Below are 18,038 nucleotides of genomic sequence, written 5' to 3'. Positions count from 1 at the left end.
CCGCTGCTCGCATGCACAAACGACCGCATCAGCAATACCGTTCCTGACCAGCATCAACGCGGCTGCACAGCGGCAAGGACCTCCGGTCCATGAGCAGACAACCGCTCTTCGGCGAGACGTGCACCGACCACTGCTCCGATGATCCCGATCGCGATCCCGACCGGCAGGGCCAGCCACAGCACGGCGGTCAGGTCGAGGGCCAGGCCGATGATCAGCACGATCAGGACCGGGATCACCGCGATCAGTTGGCCGAGGCTGGTGGCGACTTGCATCAAAGCCTTTGCGCAGCCTGGATTTCCAGAGGACGCGAAGGGGTTTCCGGTACGCGGCGGTAGCGGATAGGGCGCGGTGACCGACAGGAATACGGCCGAACCCGCGCCGACGCCGAGCACAGCGAACAGTAGCGACAGCGTCCACGGGTACATTGACCAGCGGCCGAGCGCACCCGGCAAAGCCACGGCCAGCAGCACGGACGGCAGGCCGATCACCAGCAGCAAGGCCAGCAGCCGCCCCCGCACATCAGCGCGCACCGCGCCGGGCGTCACCAACGTCTGCCAGAGCGCGGTTCCGTCGTAGCCGTAGAGATTGTTGGCGGCCAGGCCCGCGAACCACGCGGCACTCACACCCGCGAACACCGCACCGCCCGAGCCGTTGCCCTGGATTGCCGGAAAGACCGGCAGCAGAGCCCCCACCAACAGCACGGGCAATAGCGCCGCCCGGCGACGACTGTCGCGAGACCACGTCCGCAACTCCTTGACCACCACCGCACCCACCGGCGCGGACGTCCGCACCCGGCCGAGCAGCATCCCACGCCCGCCCGTGCCGGATACCGAATCCAGCGGCGCGGTCAACCGCCGCCGCAACAGCACCGACCATGCCTGCCACAGCACCGCCGTCAAGGCCGATAATCCGACCAACGCGCCGAGCGCCACCAGCCAATCACCGCGCGCAGCTGCCCCCACCGCAACAGGTGCCCACCCGGATGGCAAGGCGCGCAATATATTTGCCAACCACGGTGCCGATTCCCGCACCGAATCCACATGATTCAGCAGGAAACTCATCGGATAGTAGGCCAACCCGGCAAGACCGGCGAGCAGCACTCCGAGATCGCGCCCCCTCCGCGAACGCATCGCGGCACCGATCCACGCCAGCACCACCCGCGAGAGCACCACCACGAATATCAACTGCAGCACAACACCGACCAGTGCCACCCCGGCCGCAGCCCAACTCAGTTGCGCTGCAAGCACAATCAGTCCGGAGAAGGCGAGCAGATTGATCACCGGCGCGGGCCCGACGAAGGCCGCCGCCAATAACCCGGTGGCCAACTGCCGATGACTCAGCGGCAACAGTCGCAGATGTTCGGGCTGCACGGTCTCATCGCTGCTGCCCATCAATACCGGACCGCACAGCCAGCCGAGCGTCCATATCCCGAACCACGCGGCGGCCACCGTGATGCCACCGGCCACGTCACCGTCCCGGACCCCGAATCCGACGAGACCCGCTGTGCCGAGCGCGAATACGAGACCGATGATCACACCGCTGACGAACGTGACACCCTGCCAGCCATTGCCCAGCGCACGCTTGGTCAGCAACAACCGCATCCGAATCAGGACGCCAACCACGACAGCCCGTCCTCCCCGCCGACCCGGCCGCCGACCAGATGTACGAACGCCGTCTCCAAGGTGCTGTCTCCGCGCACTTCGTCGAGTGTCCCCGCGGCCACCACCCGCCCTGCGGTGATCACCGCGACCCGATCGCACAGGTTCTCCACCAGCGCCATCACATGACTCGACAGCACCACCGCACCGCCCGCCGCGACGAACCGCTGCAGAATGGTGCGAATCGTGCTCGCCGATACCGGATCCACGGCCTCGAACGGTTCGTCGAGCACCAGCAGTTTCGGCGCGTGCAGCAGCGCCGTCGCCAACCCGATCTTCTTGCGCATGCCCGCGGAGTAATCGACGACAAGAGTCCGTTCGGCACCGGTCAATTCGAAGACTCCGAGCAATTCCTCGGCACGTTCAGCCACCGTATTCGCGGGCAGTCCGCGCAGTAAACCGGTGTAGGTCAGCAGTTCTCGGCCCGTCAGGCGCTCTGGTAACGCAAGTCCATCCGGCAATACGCCCGCCAAAGTCTTCGCCGCGATCGGATCGGCCCACACATCGACGCCGAAGATCCGCGCCTGTCCGGCGTCCGGCCGTAACAGTCCGCAGGCCATCGACAGGGTGGTCGTCTTGCCCGCACCATTCGGGCCGACCAGCCCGAAGAACGAGCCCGGCGGCACCGTGAGGCCGACGTCGTCGACCACCCACGGACCGCCGAATCGCTTATAAAGCCCGGTCAACTGCAGTGCAGGATCGGTATGCACCATCTATCCCCCCTGGTGTTCGGTTCCCATCTCCTACGTTACGGACGAACCGGCCATCGGGTTCGAAAATAATGCCGCCTGCCCCTGGAAGAGGCAGGCAGCACCAGCCCTACGCCTGCACAGTCGCCAGCTCCTGCTGCGCCGGCGCATCCCAATCGATCCGATACCGCTGCTCGACCCCCATGGTCTTCTCCGGGTTCATCCCTTTGATCAGCAGCGGCATCAATATGGACATCATCCGGCGCGCCACCGGCCCCGGCGTCTTGCTGTGGTTGATCTTGCGCGCCCGCGCCGCGACACCCTCCACCCGAGGCCGCCGCACGCCCTCGTAGGCGGCGAAGGCCGAGGTGTGATCCGGCAGGTCCCGCAGACACCGTGCCAGCTGTACCGCACTCTCGATGGCCAGCGACGCGCCTTGACCCGAGCTGTTGGACGGCGCATGAACCGAATCCCCGACCAGCACCATGCGCCCCCGATACCAGGTCGGCACCGGCGGCATAATGTGCAGTGCCCCAGTCGTTTCCAGGCTTTCGGCGGTGGTCCTGCGGGCGAATTCACCACCCGGGGTGTCCTCGGCGTAGGTCTCCCGCAGGATGGCCAACCAGTGCTCGGCCGGAATCGCGCGCGCCTCGGTCAGCGACAGATACTCCTTGTGCGGCAGATTCGCACCCCACATGACCTTATTGCCGTCGACCGCTCCGTAGAGGTAGTACGCCTTCTTCCCGAATGCGAAAACCATTGTCTCCGGCGGAATTCCGAAATCACCGTCGAGCACCGCGCCGAATCCGATCATCCCGGTGTACTCCGGTCCCGGATTATCCGGGTCGATGAGACCGCGCACTGTGGATCGAATACCGTCCGCGCCGATCAGCACATCGGCGGTTGCACTACTGCCATCGGCGAAATACGCGGTGACACCGTCCGCGTCCTCCTCGACGCGCACGAGTCGCTTGTTGTATTCGAAAGGAACACCGGCGGCGACCGCGTGATCGTGCAGCGTCCGGTGCAGTTCATTGCGGTCGACCATCTTCAACGACGGAACGTCTGGCATTTCCGGCATCCGCAGCACTTTGCCGCCGACCGACAGCTGGGTATGCGATATCGGACTCGCTATCTCACGAATGAGGTCACCGGCACCGATAATGTCGAGGGCGGCAACACCATTCGGCGCCAATGCCAGCCCGCTGCCGATGCCGTAGGTAGGACCCGGATAGGCCTCGTAGACGCGAGCGGCAATGCCCGCCTTGTGCAATGCGGTGGCCGTGACAGGTCCGGCGATACCACCGCCGATAACGATGGCCGTTTCTGATTTGGACATGGGTGTACTCCAATGATGTGCGATACGGGTTTCTTCGAAAGCCCGAACCGACCGCCCCATCGCACACCCAGTTATCCTGTGGTTGCCAGCCTTGTAGCCGGGTGCGCGCATGCGGACACGGTTCGAGACGGTTACATCGGGCTCGGCGGCGGTGTTGCCGCACCCCGCCGGGCCCGGTCTCTATTCCGTCATCCCCCTTTCCACTACCTCCGCGACCTCGGCGGGCGTCATGCCGACGGCATGCATATGCCGCCAGAGATCGACGCCGGGGAAAGCGCCCGCCGCGATCTCGTCACGCAGCGACGCGGCCCACGCCACCTCGGCCTCCAGCATCGCCACACCGTATTCGGCTTCGACGACGAACAGCCTGGGCAGATTGGCGGCCGCGAGTTGATCGAGTTCTCGGCGCGCAGCCTCGATGATGCGACCCAGCGCGTCGATGCGCCGGCCGAGCAACTCGACGACTTCATCCGGCGGCAGTGCCGCCACGACGGAGAGTCCGGCCGTGAACCGGTGGTGTTCCGGCGCCGGCTCGGCAATCAATTCCCTTGTCCAGTCGGCCATTTCGGCGCGACCGGCATCGGTTATCGCATAGATCGTGCGTTCCGGCCGAGCACCGTCGCGCTCATTGCCGACGACCTCGAGAAAGCCCGCCTTCTCCATGTTCTGCACGACGGTGTAGAGCGAGCCCCATTTGATGTCCATATCGCGGTCCTTGCCGCGCTCACGCATCTGCGAGGCGATTTCGTAGCGGTGCATCGGCCGTTCGATGACGGTCGCGAGCACCGCCAGCGCCAGCAGATTGTTCACCTTGCGCTTCGTGGCCATGGACACCTCCTTACTCGTCTACGAATATACGTCTACGAGCATTCGGGCACAAGTACTAGGCGCGGACAGGCTCGCGCTCTCTGGTCTCCTCGTCGAGCAGTTTGGCTGCGATGTTCTCCAGGGCCTGATCGAGTAGCGCGCGGTCGGCCGGATCGGCGCAGTCCCAATCGTCGAGCTTGGTATCGAGCCAGCACCGCCACGACGCCTGGATCCGATCGACCTCGTCCTGTCCGGCATCGGTAAGTCGCAGTCCCGCACCGTCTTCGGCGAGATAGCCGCGGCCGATCACCCGGTCGTAGATGGGTTCGATGACCTCGTCCGGCACCTTGTGCCGCTGTGCGATCGCAGCCAGCGTCGCCATCCCCCGGATACGGATGTGCATATAGACCTGCCCCAACGCCCAGGCCTCGCCGCGCGTCAGCCCGCTGCCCGAATCCGCGAGAATGCGCGGACCGATCGGCCCCTCCTCACGCGCCTTGCGCATGGTGTCGGCGACGGCGCGTTCCAGCAGCACCACCCGATCCGGGGACTCCGGCATCGAAAAGCCCTCGCCCACATCGGTCGCACCCGCTCGGGAACTGTCGCGCAGAGGCACCTCCTTCAGGAACCAGGCGACCACGAAACCGGCCAGCGCGACCGGCACCACCCACAGGAAGACGTGGTCGATGGATTCGGCATAGGCATCGATGATCGGCGCGGACACCTCAGGAGGCAGCGCACGCAACGACTTCGCATCCGCCGCGACCTCCGGCGAAACGACCCGGACCTGCGTGAGCGCAGCGGCCAGGTTCGGTCCGATCCGATTGGTATACAGCGTGCCGAATATCGCTGTGCCGAAGGCACTTCCGAGCGTGCGGAAGAATGTGACACCCGAGGTCGCGGTGCCGAGTTGCGCGTACGGCACAGTGTTCTGCACGACGATGGTCAACACCTGCATGCTCAGGCCGAGCCCGAGGCCGAGCACCAGCATGTACAGCGATTCCAACCACACGCCGGTGTTGCGCCCCATGGTGGACATCAGGTACAGCCCCAGCGCCATCACCAATGTGCCGACGATCGGAAAGTACTTGTAGCGACCGGTCTTTCCGACCACCTGCCCGGACAGGATCGAGGTGATGAACAACCCGACCACCAGCGGCAGCGTGCGAATGCCGGACGCGGTGGCCGAAACCCCGTTCACATACTGCAGATACGCGGGCAGATACGTCATCGAGCCGAGCATCGCGAATCCGACGATGAAGCTGAGGATCGAGCACACGGTGAACACGCGGCTGCGGAACAGGCTCATCGGCAGCGTCGGTTCCCTGGCCCGCAATTCGACCGCGACGAATGCGGCCAGCAGCAGCACCGCCGCCACGAACAGCCCGATGATCGTCGCGGAGCCCCACGCGTACTCCTGCCCGCCCCACTCCAGTCCGAGAATCAGACAGGACACACCCGCCGCGACGAGTCCGATGCCCGCGTAGTCGATGATCGGCTTGACCACCGCGCGCACCCGCGGGATGGTGCGCGCGGCCATGGCAATCATGATCACCGCGACAGGCACGTTGACGTAGAAGCACCACCGCCAGCTCGCATGGTCGGTGAACACCCCGCCGAGCGTCGGCCCGATCACCGTGGTGACACCGAATACGGCACCGAGCGCGCCCTGATATTTACCGCGCTGCCGCAGCGGAATGGTGTCGGCGATCAGCGCCATCGCGGTGACCATCAGACCGCCCGCGCCGAACCCCTGGATGCCGCGGGCGACGATCAGCAACGTCATCCCGTTGGCCAGACCGGCGATCATCGAGCCGATGATGAAGATCAGCGCACTGAGCTGGAAGATCAGCCTGCGGCCGAAGAGATCGCCGAGCTTACCCGCCAGCGCGGTCGCCACCGCCTCCGCCAGTAAATAGGCCGTGACCACCCACGCCATCTGCCCGGCCTCGCCCAGATCGGCGACGATCGTCGGCAACGCGGTCGACACGATCGTCTGATCCAGCGCCGCCAACAACATTCCGAGCACAATCGTGGCAAACACAATATTCGTCTTGCCCCTGCTCAACGGCTCGGCCGCCTTCTCAGCGACAGCAACAGCAGCGCTCATCCCCCAAGTATCGCCACCCCCAACCATCCGCCTCCACCAGCGACACGACAGCAATCATCGAGAATGCGCCGGTGACAGCTCCTCTCGGTCCAGATCGCGTGTCGCTCTTCCACCGTAACTTACTCCAGAGTAAGGTCGCCTCATGGCATGGAACCCGAAAGATATGCCCGACCAGAGTGGGCGCACCTTTATCGTCACCGGAGCCAACGGCGGCCTCGGTGTCGAGACCACCACAGTGCTGGCAAGCAAGGGCGGCACTGTGATCATGGCCTGCCGCAATGTCGCGAAGGCACAGCCGATCGCCGACCGGATCGACGGCGACGTCCGGGTCGAGCAATTGGATCTGGCGGATCTGGCGTCGGTGCGCGAATTCGCCGACAAGACCGGCGAATTCGATGTGCTCATCAATAATGCCGGTCTGATGAACATTCCGTTCTCCCGCACGAAGGACGGGTTCGAGACCCAGTTCGGCGTCAACCATCTCGGACACTTCGCGTTGACCGGACTGCTACTGGATCGCATCCGGGACCGGGTGGTGAGCCTGGCGAGCATCGCGCACAAGCAGACCCCGAAGCTGTGGATCGACGACCTCAACTACGAGAACCGCCGCTACCAGCGCAATCTCGCCTATGCCCAGTCCAAGCTGGCCAACCTGATGTTCGCCCGCGAACTGCAGCGGCGACTGACCGAAGCGGGCTCCGACAAGCGCTCCTACGCGGTGCACCCGGGCGTCTCGGCGACCGATCTGTTCGCCAGGACCGAAACCCCGCTGGACCGGATCAGCAAACCCTTCATCCGCATCATCGGCCATCCCCCGGCCAAGGCCGCCCAATCCACGCTGTTCGCGGCCACCATGCCCGATGCCGACCCCACCACCTACTGGGGTCCGAACCGGTTGTTCCAGAGCCAGGGCCCGGTCGAGCCCTCGCCGTCGAGCAAGCTGTCGAACAATCCGGAACTGCTGCGCCGCCTGTGGGAGGAATCCGAGCGCATGACCGGGATCACCTACAAGTTCTGAGGCCCTACCTGCTCCTACGTACCGTGTAGTAGACGGGTACCGTGGTATGCGTGTCCGCTCCACCTCGCCGCTCGGCACACAATCGCCCGGCCCTCATCGTGCTGGTGATCGTGGCCGCCCTCGCCTGCCTGGCATTGGGATGGTGGCAGTGGGAGCGGTTCGAATCCGCGAGCGGTACCGGTCAGAATCTCGGCTACGCATTGCAGTGGCCGCTGTTCGCCGGGTTCGCGGTCTTCGCGTACTTCCGGTTCGTGCGGCTGGAATCCGAAGCGGATAAGGAGCCGGAAGCCGAACCGGCTCCCGCGAAGGCGCGCCGACCCGCGAAAGTCGATGTGCCGCGCGAGATTCCGGCCGGACTACTGCCCGAGCGGCCCAAGGCTGCCCGCGATGATGATCCGGTGCTCGCCGAATACAACAAATATCTGGCCGAGCTGCACGTGCAAGATATCGACCAATACGTCCGGGATGCGGGCCTGGCCCACGACACACACAGGAGCGCCGGTTGACCACCAGCGAGAACTCGACCGAATCCGCCGCGACGCTCGCACCCGAGCCGACGGCCACGAAGGTCGCGAAGATCAAGCCCGCATTGCTGCGCTACCGCGTGCTCGCCTGGACGACGGGTCTGTGGCTGCTGCTGCTCACCGGCGAAATGATCGCCAAGTACGGCTTCGACGTGCACACCCCGAACTGGATCGCGGTCGTGCACGGCTGGGTCTACTTCGTCTACCTGCTGGTCACCGCCGACCTCGCGGTCAAGGTGCGCTGGCCGATCCCGCGCACCGTCGGCACCCTGATCGCAGGCACCATCCCGCTGCTGTCCTTCTTCGTAGAACACGTCAACGCGAACAAGGTCAAGCAAGACTTCAACCTCTGACCGGATCACTCCAAATGCCGCACCCTCAGCGGGGTGCGCACCCGTAGTCAGGCCTACACCCGTCGTCCGGATCCGCACCCGCTGTGGGGCCGCACCCGTGGCCCGCACGCGCCGTCGGGATTTGCACCCATTGCCGGAGAACAGCACCAGTTGCGCGGCGCGCATCCGTCGCCGGGATCCGCATCCGTTGCGGCCCCCGAGCGTGCGGCTGATTCAGGACTCGGCGAGGGCCGCGAGCGCAGGAAGAAGTTGGGTGAGCGCGCGTCCGCGGTGGGACACGGCGTCCTTCTCCGCGGGAGTCAGCTGAGCGGCGGTGATATCGCCGCCCGCCGGAATGAACAGTGGGTCATAGCCGAATCCACCGTCACCCATCGCTTTCCGGCCGATCGCACCGGGCCATTCACCGCGCACCACGATCTCGGTGCCACCGGGCACCACCAGCGCGCAGGTGGAAACGAACTGTGCACCGCGCCGCTCGTCCGGTACGTCACCGAGTTGCGCGAGCAGCAGCGCATTATTGGCCGCATCGTCGCCGTGCCCACCGGACCAGCGCGCGGACAGCACACCGGGCATCCCGTTCAACGCGTCCACCGCGATCCCGGAATCGTCTGCGACACAGGGCAATCCGGTGGCGGCGGCGCCATCGCGCGCCTTCGCCAGCGCATTCTCCTCGAAGGTCGCGCCGGTCTCGGGCGCCTCATCGTAGGCGGGCACATCGCCGAGTCCGACGATCTCGACGCCGGCGATACCCGCATCTGCGAGGATCCGACGCAGTTCGTTCAACTTCTTGGCATTGCGACTGGCGACCAGGACGCGACGCGACATCACTTCTTCTTCGACTCGGCGGGCTGCGGCAGCACACCCGGATACGGCAGTGCGAGCGCCTCTTTCTGGATGGCGAACAGCCGGTCGCATCCCGCCAGCGCGGAGTCGAGCAGCTTGTCCAGGGTGGAGCGCGGGAAGGTCGCGCCCTCACCGGTGCCCTGGATCTCCACCAGGGTGCCGGTATCGGTGGCGACCACATTCATATCGACCTCGGCGCGCGAATCCTCTTCGTACGGCAGATCCAACCGCACCCGGCCGTCGACGACGCCGACGCTCACCGCGGCGATCGCACACGAGATCGGCTGCGGGTCGGCCAATCCGCCCGCCGCGCCGAGGTAGGTCACCGCATCCGAGAGCGCGACGTACGCGCCGGTGATGGCCGCGGTCCGCGTGCCACCGTCGGCCTGCAGCACATCGCAATCGATGGCAATGGTGTTCTCGCCGATGGCCGCCAGGTCGATGCATGCGCGCAGCGACCGGCCGACCAACCGGCTGATCTCCTGGGTGCGCCCGCCGACCCTGCCCTTCACCGACTCCCGCCCGCTGCGGGTATGCGTGGCCGCGGGCAGCATCGCGTATTCGGCGGTGAGCCAGCCGAGCCCGGAATCGCGACGCCACGGGGGCACGCCCTCGGTGACGCTCGCGGTGCACATCACCCGGGTCTGCCCGAACTCCACCAGCACCGAACCGGCTGGATGCGTGGTGAAGCCACGGGTGATCCGTACCTCGCGGAGCTCATCGTCCGCCCTGCCATCGGCTCGTCTCGACACGCGCCAAGCCTAGTCACATGGCTTACCGCGCGCGGCAACCGGTCAGATGTCGAAGGTTTCGCCCGGTGCGACGGCGTGCACCGGTCCGGAGAACTGCGCCTTCGCCTCCGCGATCACGTCCTCGCGGGAGGTCCACGGCGGAATGTGGGTGAGCAGCAGCTCTTTCACGCCCGCACGGGCGGCGATAATGCCCGCCTCGGTGCCGGAGAGATGAATGCCGGGGGGCCGGTTGGCCGGATCGTGCGTCCACGACGCCTCCGACATGAGAAGGTCGGCGCCCTGCGCGAGTTCGAGAACCGCATCGCACATCGCGGTATCACCGGTATAGACGAACGTCCGCCCGGACGCGGTCGCGATGCGCAGCCCGTACGACTCCGGCGGGTGATACATCCGACGCGCGAGCACCGTATGGCCAGGACCGAATTCGACCGCCTCGCCCTCGACCCACGTCTGGTGATCGATGACGTCGGACCAGTCGTCGCATGCACCGCCGATCTCGGCGGAGGCATTGCCGATGCGCTCCGCGCTATCGGACGGACCACGCACGATCGCCTGCCCCACCGGGGGTGTCGGGTGGTAGCGCCGCCAGACCAGCAGTCCGGGCAGATCCAGGCAGTGATCGGCATGCAGATGCGTGAGGAAGATATCGATCTCACCGGGATCGGCGTAGCGCTGCAATGCGCCGAGTACGCCGGGTCCGAAATCGATGACCACCGGCGACATATCCGGCCCGGTCAGCAGGTACCCCGACGCTGGGGAGTCCGGGCCGGACACACTGCCCGAGCACCCGAGGACGGTAAGGCGCATTCCCCCATGCTCCCACGACGATTTCTCGTTCAAGAACCGATCCCCCACATTCCGCTGCGCGCCGCGCGATTACCGCGGCTACGCATTGACTCCGGCTCGATCCCCGCGACGGTGTCGACGTTCATCACCAGAGAGTACCCAGCCGGCCAGCACTCCACCCATTGCCCCGAAAAGATGCCCCTGCCAAGAGATTCCGGGCTGTCCGGGCAGCACACCCCATAGCACCGACCCGTAAATCGCCAGTACAACCAGGCCGATGCCGATCTGCACCAGATTGCGGGCGAACAAGCCCCGCGAGATCAGGAAGGTCAGCCAGCCGAAGATCAGCGACGACGCGCCGAGGTGCACCGATCCGGTCGCGCCGGTGAGCCAGACGCCGACTCCGGCCACGATCCAGATGATCGCGGTGGCGGCGAGTCCGCGCCCGATGCCCGCGAGCAGGGTGATGAAGCCGAGGACGATAACCGGAAGTGTATTGGCGAACAGGTGGTCCCAGCCGTGGTGCAGGACCGGTGCCCAGAGAATGCCCCACAGGCCGTCCGCCTCGCGCGGTTCGATGCCGTTGTAATCGAGTTGATTGTGGTCGAGCTCGTCGACACCTTCGACGCCGTAGAGCAGTGCGACGAATGCGGTGATGATGATGCCCGCGCGCAACCAGAGCTGTTTGACCGGGGCGAAGCTATCCGGTTCGGCGGGCGTACCGGGAGTCGACACGCTCGGTTGCCCCAGTTGGGCGCGTAGTGCGGCGATCCGCTCCGGATCGAACGACGAACCGATTCCCGAACCGCCGGTCATCGCAACCTCCTCGTGGAGCGAGTCCTCAGCGCGCGAGGGCCCGCTCCTTCGAGGGTACCGGGCCATATCGCGACCCAGCGGCCGATGAACTCAGGCCCAGAGCTGGCCGTCGAGGCGTTCCTCGGCCTCTTCCAGAGTCCCGTCGTACGCGCCGGTGGACAGGTACTTCCACCCGCCGTCGGCAACCACGAAGGCGATATCCGCCCGCGTGCCCGCCCGCACGCATTTGCGCGCGACACCGAGCGCCGCATGCAGAATCGCGCCGGTCGAAATGCCCGCGAAAATGCCCTCTTCCAATACCAGCTCGCGCGTGCGCTTCACCGCATCGAAGGGACCGACCGAAAAGCGCGTGGTCAGCACCGACTCGTCGTAGAGCTCGGGAATGAAGCCCTCATCGATATTGCGCAGTCCGTACACGAGTTCGCCGTAGCGGGGTTCGGCCGCGACGATTTCGATGCCGGGCACCTTCTCGCGCAGGAAGCGGCCGGTCCCCATGAGCGTGCCGGTTGTCCCGAGGCCCGCGACGAAATGCGTGATCTCGGGCAGATCGGCGAGGATCTCCGGGCCGGTGGTCTCATAGTGCGCCAAGGCATTGGCCGGATTGCCGTACTGGTACAGCATCACCCAGTCCGGATTCTCCACCGCGATCTGCTTGGCCAGCGCGACCGCCTGATTCGAACCGCCCGCGGCCGGGGAATCGATGATCTCCGCACCGAACATGGTCAGCAGCTGACGGCGTTCGACCGAGGTGTTCTCCGGCATCACGCAGACCAGCCGGTAGCCCTTGAGTTTGGCCGCCATGGCCAGCGAAATTCCGGTATTTCCGCTGGTCGGCTCCAGGATCGTACAGCCGGGTGTCAGCAGTCCGTCGGCCTCGGCCTGTTCGATCATCCGCAGGGCAGGCCGGTCCTTGATGGAACCGGTCGGGTTGCGGTCCTCGAGTTTGGCCCACAGCCGCACCGGGTGGTCACCGTCCCACTGCGGGGACAGATTGCGCAGCCCGACCAGCGGAGTGTTGCCGAGGGTCGCGATCAGCGATTCGTAGCGCGCCACGGGGTCGATCAGCCTCCGGCGACGGCGGGCAGGATAGTGACGCTCGCGCCCTCGGGCACCTCCGCGGCGAGGCCGCCCGCGAAGCGCACATCTTCGTCGTCGACGTAGATGTTGACGTAGCGGTTCAGCTTGCCGTCCTTGAGCAGCCGCTCCGCGAGGCCCGGATGGTTGGCGTCGAGGTTGTCGATCAGCGCGGACAGGGTCGAGCCCTGCGCGTCGACACGCTTCTCGCCTCCGGTAAGGCCACGCATGATGGTCGGGATGGACACGGTTACCGGCATGGGAACTCCTCGAATTCGACGAACATTGGGGTACTAAACGGTCTCGTACGCATCGACGATCCGGACCGGCTCCTCGGTGACCTCACCGTCCACGATCCGGTAGCTGCGCAGCTCGTGCTGCTCCGGATCGCGGGTGGAGATCAACACGTAATGCGCGAACGGCTCGGACGCATAGGAGATATCGGTGCGGCTCGGATAGGCCTCGGTGGCGGTATGCGAGTGGTAGATCACCACCGGGGTCTCGTCGGCATCGTCCATCGCCCGCCACACCTTCAGCTGTTCACCGGAATCGAACCGGTAGAAGGTCGGCGAGCGCTCGGCATTGGCCATGGCGACGAACCGCTCCGGCCGATCCGAACCCTCCGGACCGGCGATGACGCCGCAGGCCTCGTCCGGGTGATCGGCGCGCGCGTGCGCCACCATCGCCTCCACCAGGTCGGTCCTGATCACCAGCACGAGTCAAACCCTTCCGCATTCGGCATATCCGCTGCCGACATATCGCACCCGACAACGACCCAGAATATTCGGCTATTCCCACCCGCCTGTCGGCCGGTACCCTCCCCGGCGCTGTTGCCAACGCTCCCGCGCGCTTTCACGGATTCCGCCCGGCATGTCCGGTATGGGAACCCGCTAGAAGCGCGGGAAGAGGTCCGAGTAGGCAGGGATGCCTGCCACGGAGTGGGCGCAAAGGATGGCGTCGACGATGGCGCGCTCGACGCAGACCGCCGCCGCGGTGCAGACCTCATCCAGCACCAGCAGGTCGGACGGGAAGGCGGGCGGCATCGGTGCGGCGGTGATTTCGGCGGTGCCGGTGGACAGTGCGAAGAGGGTGTCACCGTCGAGGGGCGAGTGGGCGGGACGGATGGCGCGGGCGAGCCCGTCATGGGCGGTGGTGGCCATGCGCCGGCAACTGGCGGGGTCCAGCGGTGCGTCGGTGGCGACCACACCGATGGTCGTGTTGAGAACGGTGCCCTTGACCGGGAGGGCGTTGGCCACGGCCAGTTGCTCGGGCGTGGCGGGATACAGGCCGAATACGTCGGGGCCTTCGGTCCCGACGCCCCATGGCAGGCCGGTACGCGGATCGAAGACCGAGCCGACCGGATTGGCGACGACCAGCGCCGCCACCGTGACGCCCGCGGCGGCACCCGCACCGAGCACGACGCTCGCGGTCCCCACGCCGCCCTTGATCGAACCGGCTCGTGCACCGACGCCCGCGCCGACGCACCCGCGCTCGAACTCGTCCGCCGCGGCTTCGGCCGCCAAGAAACCGAAGTCGGCGGTCGGTCGAATTCGCCAGTCCCCCACCGGAAGATCGAAGATCACCGCGGCGGGGACGATAGGCACCACCCGGCTCGGGTCGACCGGATCCATCGGTATGCCCTCGTGATGTTCCTCCAGCCAACGCATTACGCCGTCCGCGGCCGCGAGTCCGTAGGCGCTACCGCCGGTGAGCAGGATCGAATTCACTTGGCGCACAGTGTTGCCCGGGTCGAGCAGATCGGTTTCCCTGGTCCCCGGTCCGCCGCCGCGCACATCGACCGCGGCGACCGCACCGCCGGGTACGCGCACGACGGTGCAGCCGGTCGCCGCGCCGGAACCCAACGTCGCATCCGGATCGAGCACATGATGGTGCCCGACCAGCAGGCTGGGCACATCGGTGAGCGAATTCCGCTGTCCCGCTCGCACATTCTCCTGGCTGCTCGTCACGATCACACCGGACCGTCAGGGCGCGAGGGCCTGCAGCAGGGAATCCTGCATCCAAGTCAGCCAGTGATACACATCCAGATGCGGCCCACGCGGATCGTCGGGTTCCAGGTGATCCGGTGTCTCGGCATCGATTCCGAGCACCGTGCCCAATGCCAGCCGCACATCGGTCAGCGCGGTCAGCCAGGCGTCGGCCTGCTCCGGCGTCAGCACGATCTTCCCGCCGTCGGTCGGCACCGTCTTCAGCACTACCGATCCGGCCGCCAATTTGGCATCGATGATCTCCGGCTCGTGCAGGCCGCGCAGCGCGCTGTTGAGATCGGCGCGATCGGCGTCGGGAGAGCCCGGTTCACTCCGGTGGAAATCCGGCAGCAGCCGGTGCAGCCGGGGATCGTCGGGCGGGGTCGTATTGCCGCTACGCAGCCCGGTGAGCTCGGCGAGCTCATCGTCGGGTGCGGAATCGGCCCGCTCGGTCAGCAGGCCGGAAACGGCGCCGACCAGGGACCGCAGTACGCTCGCCTCACGCGCGTCCATTTCGGATCGCAATTTGAGGCCGCTCAGCGAGTTCTTCCGGCTCCACTTACGCACTGACGTCAGGGTAGTCGTACCGGTCAGTCGTCCCGCTGCATGGTCGCCCAGAGTCCCGCGGCGTGCAGCCGTCGCACGTCCTGTTCCATCTTGTCCCTCGAACCCGACGACACCACTGCCTTGCCCTCGTTGTGCACCTTGAGCATCAATTCGGTCGCCTTCGCTTTGCTGTAGCCGAACAGCTTCTGGAAGATGTAGGCGACGTAGTGCATGAGGTTGACCGGATCATCCCAGACGACCGTCACCCACGGACGGTCCTCGGCCTCCAGGATCTCGGTGTATTCGACCGCCTCCGGAGTCGCCTGTGCCGCCGACAGCGTCGCGTTCACTTCGCACAAGGCCATAACACTCAGGGTACGACTCGACTCCGGATACACAACACCCGCGCACCGGGAATCGACAGACACCCCGGCCGCACCGGCCTATCATGCCCGCCACGGCTGTCTACAGTGGCTTGCGTGGACATGCGCAGCACCGCACTGCTGACCGATCAGTACGAACTGACCATGCTCGCGGCCGCCCTCGGCGACGGCTCGGCGCACCGCCGCTGCACCTTCGAGGTGTTCGCAAGGCGCTTGCCGAATGGTCGCCGCTACGGCGTTGTCGCGGGCACCGGCCGACTGGTCGACGCACTGGCGCATTTCCGTTTCGAGGAATCGGAGCTCGCGATCGCGGCCGGTTTCCTCGACTCGAAGACCATCGATTGGCTGCGCGACTACCGCTTCACCGGCGATATCGACGGCTATCCGGAGGGCGAGCTGTATTTCCCGGGCTCCCCGATTCTTTCGGTGCGCGGCAGCTTCGCCGAATGCGTCCTGTTGGAGACCCTCGCCCTGTCGATCCTCAATCACGACAGCGCGATCGCCTCGGCCGCCGCCCGCATGGTGAGCGCGGCCGATGGCCGCCGGATGATCGAAATGGGCTCGCGCCGCGCCCATGAGCTCGCGGCGCCGTCCTGCTCACGGGCGGCATATCTGGCAGGCTTCGACGCCACCTCCAATCTGGAGGCCGTGCGCCGCTTCGGCGTGCCCGGCGCAGGCACCAGCGCGCATGCGTTCACCCTGTTGCACAGCGCCGCGGACGGTGCGCACGAGGCCGCCGCGTTCCGCGGTCAGATCGAGGCGCTCGGCATCGGCACCACACTGTTGGTCGACACCTTCGACATCACCCAGGGGGTGGCGACCGCAATCGAGATCGCCGGACCCGAATTGGGCGGTGTGCGTATCGATTCCGGTGATCTCGGCGTACTGGCGAGGCAGGTGCGCGACCAACTCGACGGGCTCGGCGCGACCAAGACCCGCATCGTGGTCTCCGGCGATCTGGACGAGTACGCGATCGCCGCACTGCGCGCCGAACCGGTGGACGCCTATGGGGTCGGGACGTCGCTGGTCACCGGGTCCGGGGCGCCTACCGCCGGAATGGTCTACAAATTGGTCGAGGTGGACGGGCTGCCGGTCGCGAAACGCAGCAGCCACAAGGAGTCGCGCGGCGGCACCAAGAAGGCGATTCGACTGTCCCGCCGGACCGGCACCCTGGTCGAGGAGATCGTCTACCCGGCCGCCGGAAACCAACCCGCCGCAAACGGATTCGAGGTTCGCGAGCTGCTGGCACCGCTGGTGCGCGGTGGCGAACCGGTCGATGGGCTGCCCACCCTCGCGGACAGTCGCAAGTTGGTGGCGCGCGGGTTGGTCAGCCTGCCGTGGGAGGGCCTGAAACTGTCGGCTGGGGAACCTGCGATTCCGACGACATTTGTGAATTGACCCGGGCTGCGGCGTTGCGCCGGTTCGCCCATTCCACGATGGAGACGGCTACCACCACGATCAGGACGCCCCTGAGCACCAGCCGCACCCAGTCGACGACCTCGTCGGGTCGGTTGCCGAACAGAAAGTCGACGGCGAGATAGGCGGTATAACCGATGAAGAGTGCGATCGAAATTCTGACGGTGCTGCTCACGTGGACCTCCGGGTGTTCGTAGCCCGCCCGATCGATCAGGCGGCACAATGTAATCCACAGACAGGTGCCGAGTGTTTACAGCCTCGGTGCTCAGATCGTGGGAAAGTGAGGTCGACATGAACCGAGCGTTGATCATCGTCGACGTGCAGAACGATTTCTGCGAGGGCGGATCGCTGGCCGTCACCGGCGGGGCCACGGTCGCCCGGCGCATCACCGGCTACCTGAACTCCGCGCATTACAGTGCGGTCGTCGCCACCCGCGACTACCACATCGATCCCGGCGGCCATTTCTCCGAACATCCTGATTATGTGGACACCTGGCCGCCGCACTGCCGAGTCGGCACCTCCGGCGCGGATTTCCACCCCGCCCTGAATACCGAGCAGATCCAGGAGATCTTCTCCAAGGGCCAATACTCCGCCGCCTATTCGGGTTTCGAAGGCGCCACCGAGGACGGCACCGGCCTCGCGGACTGGCTGCGCGAGCGCGCCATCGATGAACTCGACATCGTCGGCATCGCCACCGACCACTGCGTCCGCGCGACCGCACTGGACGCCCGTATCGAAGGTTTCGACACCCGGGTGCTGCTGGACTTCACCGCAGGCGTCGCACCCGACACGACCGCCGCCGCACTCGACCGCATGCGCACGGCCGGAGTCGACATCGAGGGCTCGGTCGTTCGCTGACGCAGACCGCCTGCCCCGACCTGCCGCAAGACACGCCAGCCTCACATGTGGAAGGTGTGCGGAGCAGGACGAGGATCCGAT

At 66.1% G+C, this 18,038-nt stretch carries 21 protein-coding genes; 5 read left to right on the top strand and 16 right to left on the bottom strand.

Annotated features, from left to right (window positions below):
- Window positions 1-53 precede the first annotated feature (53 nt).
- The 5 genes from ACZ60G_RS36435 to ACZ60G_RS36415 form a co-directional block, all read right to left on the bottom strand.
- Window positions 54-1,622 carry a hypothetical protein gene (locus tag ACZ60G_RS36435; RefSeq protein ID WP_465816123.1) on the bottom strand — a complete coding sequence of 523 codons (1,569 nt, stop codon included), beginning with the start codon at window positions 1,620-1,622 and terminating at the stop codon, window positions 54-56.
- Window positions 1,607-2,371, bottom strand: coding sequence for an ABC transporter ATP-binding protein (locus ACZ60G_RS36430; protein ID WP_040687208.1), 765 nt, complete (start codon window positions 2,369-2,371; stop codon window positions 1,607-1,609). The genes ACZ60G_RS36435 and ACZ60G_RS36430 overlap by 16 nt, the downstream gene beginning before the upstream one ends.
- 106 nt (window positions 2,372-2,477) lie before the next feature.
- On the bottom strand, window positions 2,478-3,686 hold the full coding sequence (locus ACZ60G_RS36425; protein ID WP_465816121.1) for an FAD-dependent oxidoreductase: 1,209 nt from the start codon (window positions 3,684-3,686) through the stop codon (window positions 2,478-2,480).
- A gap of 180 nt (window positions 3,687-3,866) precedes the next feature.
- Window positions 3,867-4,514 carry a PadR family transcriptional regulator gene (locus ACZ60G_RS36420; RefSeq protein WP_465816119.1) on the bottom strand — a complete coding sequence of 216 codons (648 nt, stop codon included), beginning with the start codon at window positions 4,512-4,514 and terminating at the stop codon, window positions 3,867-3,869.
- Window positions 4,515-4,569: 55 nt separating this feature from the next.
- Window positions 4,570-6,603 carry an MDR family MFS transporter gene (locus ACZ60G_RS36415; protein WP_465816117.1) on the bottom strand — a complete coding sequence of 678 codons (2,034 nt, stop codon included), beginning with the start codon at window positions 6,601-6,603 and terminating at the stop codon, window positions 4,570-4,572.
- 142 nt (window positions 6,604-6,745) lie between these two features.
- Here ACZ60G_RS36415 and ACZ60G_RS36410 point away from each other — a divergent pair, with 142 nt between their 5' ends.
- Genes ACZ60G_RS36410 through ACZ60G_RS36400 form a run of 3 tightly spaced genes read left to right on the top strand, consistent with a single transcriptional unit; the run spans window position 6,746 to window position 8,498 of the window.
- Complete coding sequence (locus ACZ60G_RS36410) at window positions 6,746-7,621, top strand: oxidoreductase (protein WP_465816115.1); 876 nt, start codon at window positions 6,746-6,748, stop codon at window positions 7,619-7,621.
- Between the two features lie 50 nt (window positions 7,622-7,671).
- Window positions 7,672-8,127 (top strand): transcriptional regulator, encoded by a 456-nt coding sequence (locus tag ACZ60G_RS36405; RefSeq protein ID WP_465816113.1) that lies wholly within the window; start codon window positions 7,672-7,674, stop codon window positions 8,125-8,127.
- Complete coding sequence (locus ACZ60G_RS36400) at window positions 8,124-8,498, top strand: DUF3817 domain-containing protein (RefSeq protein WP_465816111.1); 375 nt, start codon at window positions 8,124-8,126, stop codon at window positions 8,496-8,498. Before ACZ60G_RS36405 ends, ACZ60G_RS36400 begins: the two co-directional genes overlap by 4 nt.
- Window positions 8,499-8,711: 213 nt before the next feature.
- Here ACZ60G_RS36400 and rdgB read toward each other — a convergent pair whose 3' ends face one another.
- The 10 genes from rdgB to clpS all read right to left on the bottom strand — a co-directional run bounded on the left by rdgB (window position 8,712) and on the right by clpS (window position 15,665).
- Entirely contained in the window at window positions 8,712-9,323 is a 612-nt protein-coding gene (gene rdgB / locus ACZ60G_RS36395) for an RdgB/HAM1 family non-canonical purine NTP pyrophosphatase (RefSeq protein WP_465816109.1), read from the bottom strand.
- Window positions 9,323-10,093: a ribonuclease PH gene (rph, locus tag ACZ60G_RS36390; RefSeq protein ID WP_465816107.1), complete on the bottom strand. Its 771-nt coding sequence runs from the start codon at window positions 10,091-10,093 to the stop codon at window positions 9,323-9,325. Before rph ends, rdgB begins: the two co-directional genes overlap by 1 nt.
- Window positions 10,094-10,135: 42 nt before the next feature.
- Complete coding sequence (locus ACZ60G_RS36385) at window positions 10,136-10,900, bottom strand: cyclic nucleotide-degrading phosphodiesterase (protein ID WP_465816105.1); 765 nt, start codon at window positions 10,898-10,900, stop codon at window positions 10,136-10,138.
- Between the two features lie 78 nt (window positions 10,901-10,978).
- On the bottom strand, window positions 10,979-11,695 hold the full coding sequence (locus ACZ60G_RS36380; protein WP_465816103.1) for a rhomboid family intramembrane serine protease: 717 nt from the start codon (window positions 11,693-11,695) through the stop codon (window positions 10,979-10,981).
- Between the two features lie 90 nt (window positions 11,696-11,785).
- Complete coding sequence (locus ACZ60G_RS36375) at window positions 11,786-12,748, bottom strand: PLP-dependent cysteine synthase family protein (RefSeq protein ID WP_465816102.1); 963 nt, start codon at window positions 12,746-12,748, stop codon at window positions 11,786-11,788.
- A gap of 8 nt (window positions 12,749-12,756) precedes the next feature.
- Complete coding sequence (locus ACZ60G_RS36370; protein WP_465816100.1) at window positions 12,757-13,029, bottom strand: MoaD/ThiS family protein; 273 nt, start codon at window positions 13,027-13,029, stop codon at window positions 12,757-12,759.
- Window positions 13,030-13,062: 33 nt separating this feature from the next.
- Entirely contained in the window at window positions 13,063-13,485 is a 423-nt protein-coding gene (locus ACZ60G_RS36365; protein ID WP_465816098.1) for a M67 family metallopeptidase, read from the bottom strand.
- Between the two features lie 174 nt (window positions 13,486-13,659).
- On the bottom strand, window positions 13,660-14,736 hold the full coding sequence (locus ACZ60G_RS36360; RefSeq protein ID WP_465816097.1) for a P1 family peptidase: 1,077 nt from the start codon (window positions 14,734-14,736) through the stop codon (window positions 13,660-13,662).
- Window positions 14,737-14,751: 15 nt separating this feature from the next.
- A complete protein-coding gene (gene aosR / locus ACZ60G_RS36355) occupies window positions 14,752-15,321 on the bottom strand; it encodes an oxidative stress transcriptional regulator AosR (RefSeq protein ID WP_397055376.1) in 570 nt (189 codons plus the stop codon).
- A gap of 23 nt (window positions 15,322-15,344) precedes the next feature.
- On the bottom strand, window positions 15,345-15,665 hold the full coding sequence (gene clpS, locus ACZ60G_RS36350) for an ATP-dependent Clp protease adapter ClpS (RefSeq protein ID WP_040687186.1): 321 nt from the start codon (window positions 15,663-15,665) through the stop codon (window positions 15,345-15,347).
- Window positions 15,666-15,785: 120 nt separating this feature from the next.
- Here clpS and ACZ60G_RS36345 point away from each other — a divergent pair, with 120 nt between their 5' ends.
- Complete coding sequence (locus ACZ60G_RS36345; RefSeq protein ID WP_465816208.1) at window positions 15,786-17,081, top strand: nicotinate phosphoribosyltransferase; 1,296 nt, start codon at window positions 15,786-15,788, stop codon at window positions 17,079-17,081.
- Here ACZ60G_RS36345 and ACZ60G_RS36340 read toward each other — a convergent pair.
- Window positions 17,011-17,274, bottom strand: a complete 264-nt coding sequence (locus tag ACZ60G_RS36340) for a hypothetical protein (protein WP_465816094.1) — start codon at window positions 17,272-17,274, stop codon at window positions 17,011-17,013. The two genes, ACZ60G_RS36345 and ACZ60G_RS36340, sit on opposite strands and share 71 nt — an antisense overlap.
- Window positions 17,275-17,390: 116 nt before the next feature.
- Between ACZ60G_RS36340 and ACZ60G_RS36335 the strand changes: the two genes are divergently transcribed.
- Window positions 17,391-17,957 (top strand): nicotinamidase, encoded by a 567-nt coding sequence (locus ACZ60G_RS36335; protein ID WP_063044710.1) that lies wholly within the window; start codon window positions 17,391-17,393, stop codon window positions 17,955-17,957.
- Window positions 17,958-18,038: the final 81 nt, after the last annotated feature.

Source organism: Nocardia sp. NPDC102475 (genome assembly GCF_055584605.1).
This window is presented reverse-complemented; position numbering and strand designations above follow the sequence as displayed.

Coding starts and splice junctions, on each gene's coding strand:
- ACZ60G_RS36430 (WP_040687208.1), bottom strand. CDS start 2,371: ATGGTGCATACCGATCCTGCACTGCAGTTGACCGGGCTTTATAAGCGA.
- ACZ60G_RS36425 (WP_465816121.1), bottom strand. CDS start 3,686: ATGTCCAAATCAGAAACGGCCATCGTTATCGGCGGTGGTATCGCCGGA.
- ACZ60G_RS36420 (WP_465816119.1), bottom strand. CDS start 4,514: ATGGCCACGAAGCGCAAGGTGAACAATCTGCTGGCGCTGGCGGTGCTC.
- ACZ60G_RS36415 (WP_465816117.1), bottom strand. CDS start 6,603: ATGAGCGCTGCTGTTGCTGTCGCTGAGAAGGCGGCCGAGCCGTTGAGC.
- ACZ60G_RS36410 (WP_465816115.1), top strand. CDS start 6,746: ATGGCATGGAACCCGAAAGATATGCCCGACCAGAGTGGGCGCACCTTT.
- rdgB (WP_465816109.1), bottom strand. CDS start 9,323: ATGTCGCGTCGCGTCCTGGTCGCCAGTCGCAATGCCAAGAAGTTGAAC.
- ACZ60G_RS36385 (WP_465816105.1), bottom strand. CDS start 10,900: ATGCGCCTTACCGTCCTCGGGTGCTCGGGCAGTGTGTCCGGCCCGGAC.
- ACZ60G_RS36380 (WP_465816103.1), bottom strand. CDS start 11,695: ATGACCGGCGGTTCGGGAATCGGTTCGTCGTTCGATCCGGAGCGGATC.
- ACZ60G_RS36370 (WP_465816100.1), bottom strand. CDS start 13,029: ATGCCGGTAACCGTGTCCATCCCGACCATCATGCGTGGCCTTACCGGA.
- clpS (WP_040687186.1), bottom strand. CDS start 15,665: ATGGCCTTGTGCGAAGTGAACGCGACGCTGTCGGCGGCACAGGCGACT.
- ACZ60G_RS36345 (WP_465816208.1), top strand. CDS start 15,786: ATGCGCAGCACCGCACTGCTGACCGATCAGTACGAACTGACCATGCTC.
- ACZ60G_RS36335 (WP_063044710.1), top strand. CDS start 17,391: ATGAACCGAGCGTTGATCATCGTCGACGTGCAGAACGATTTCTGCGAG.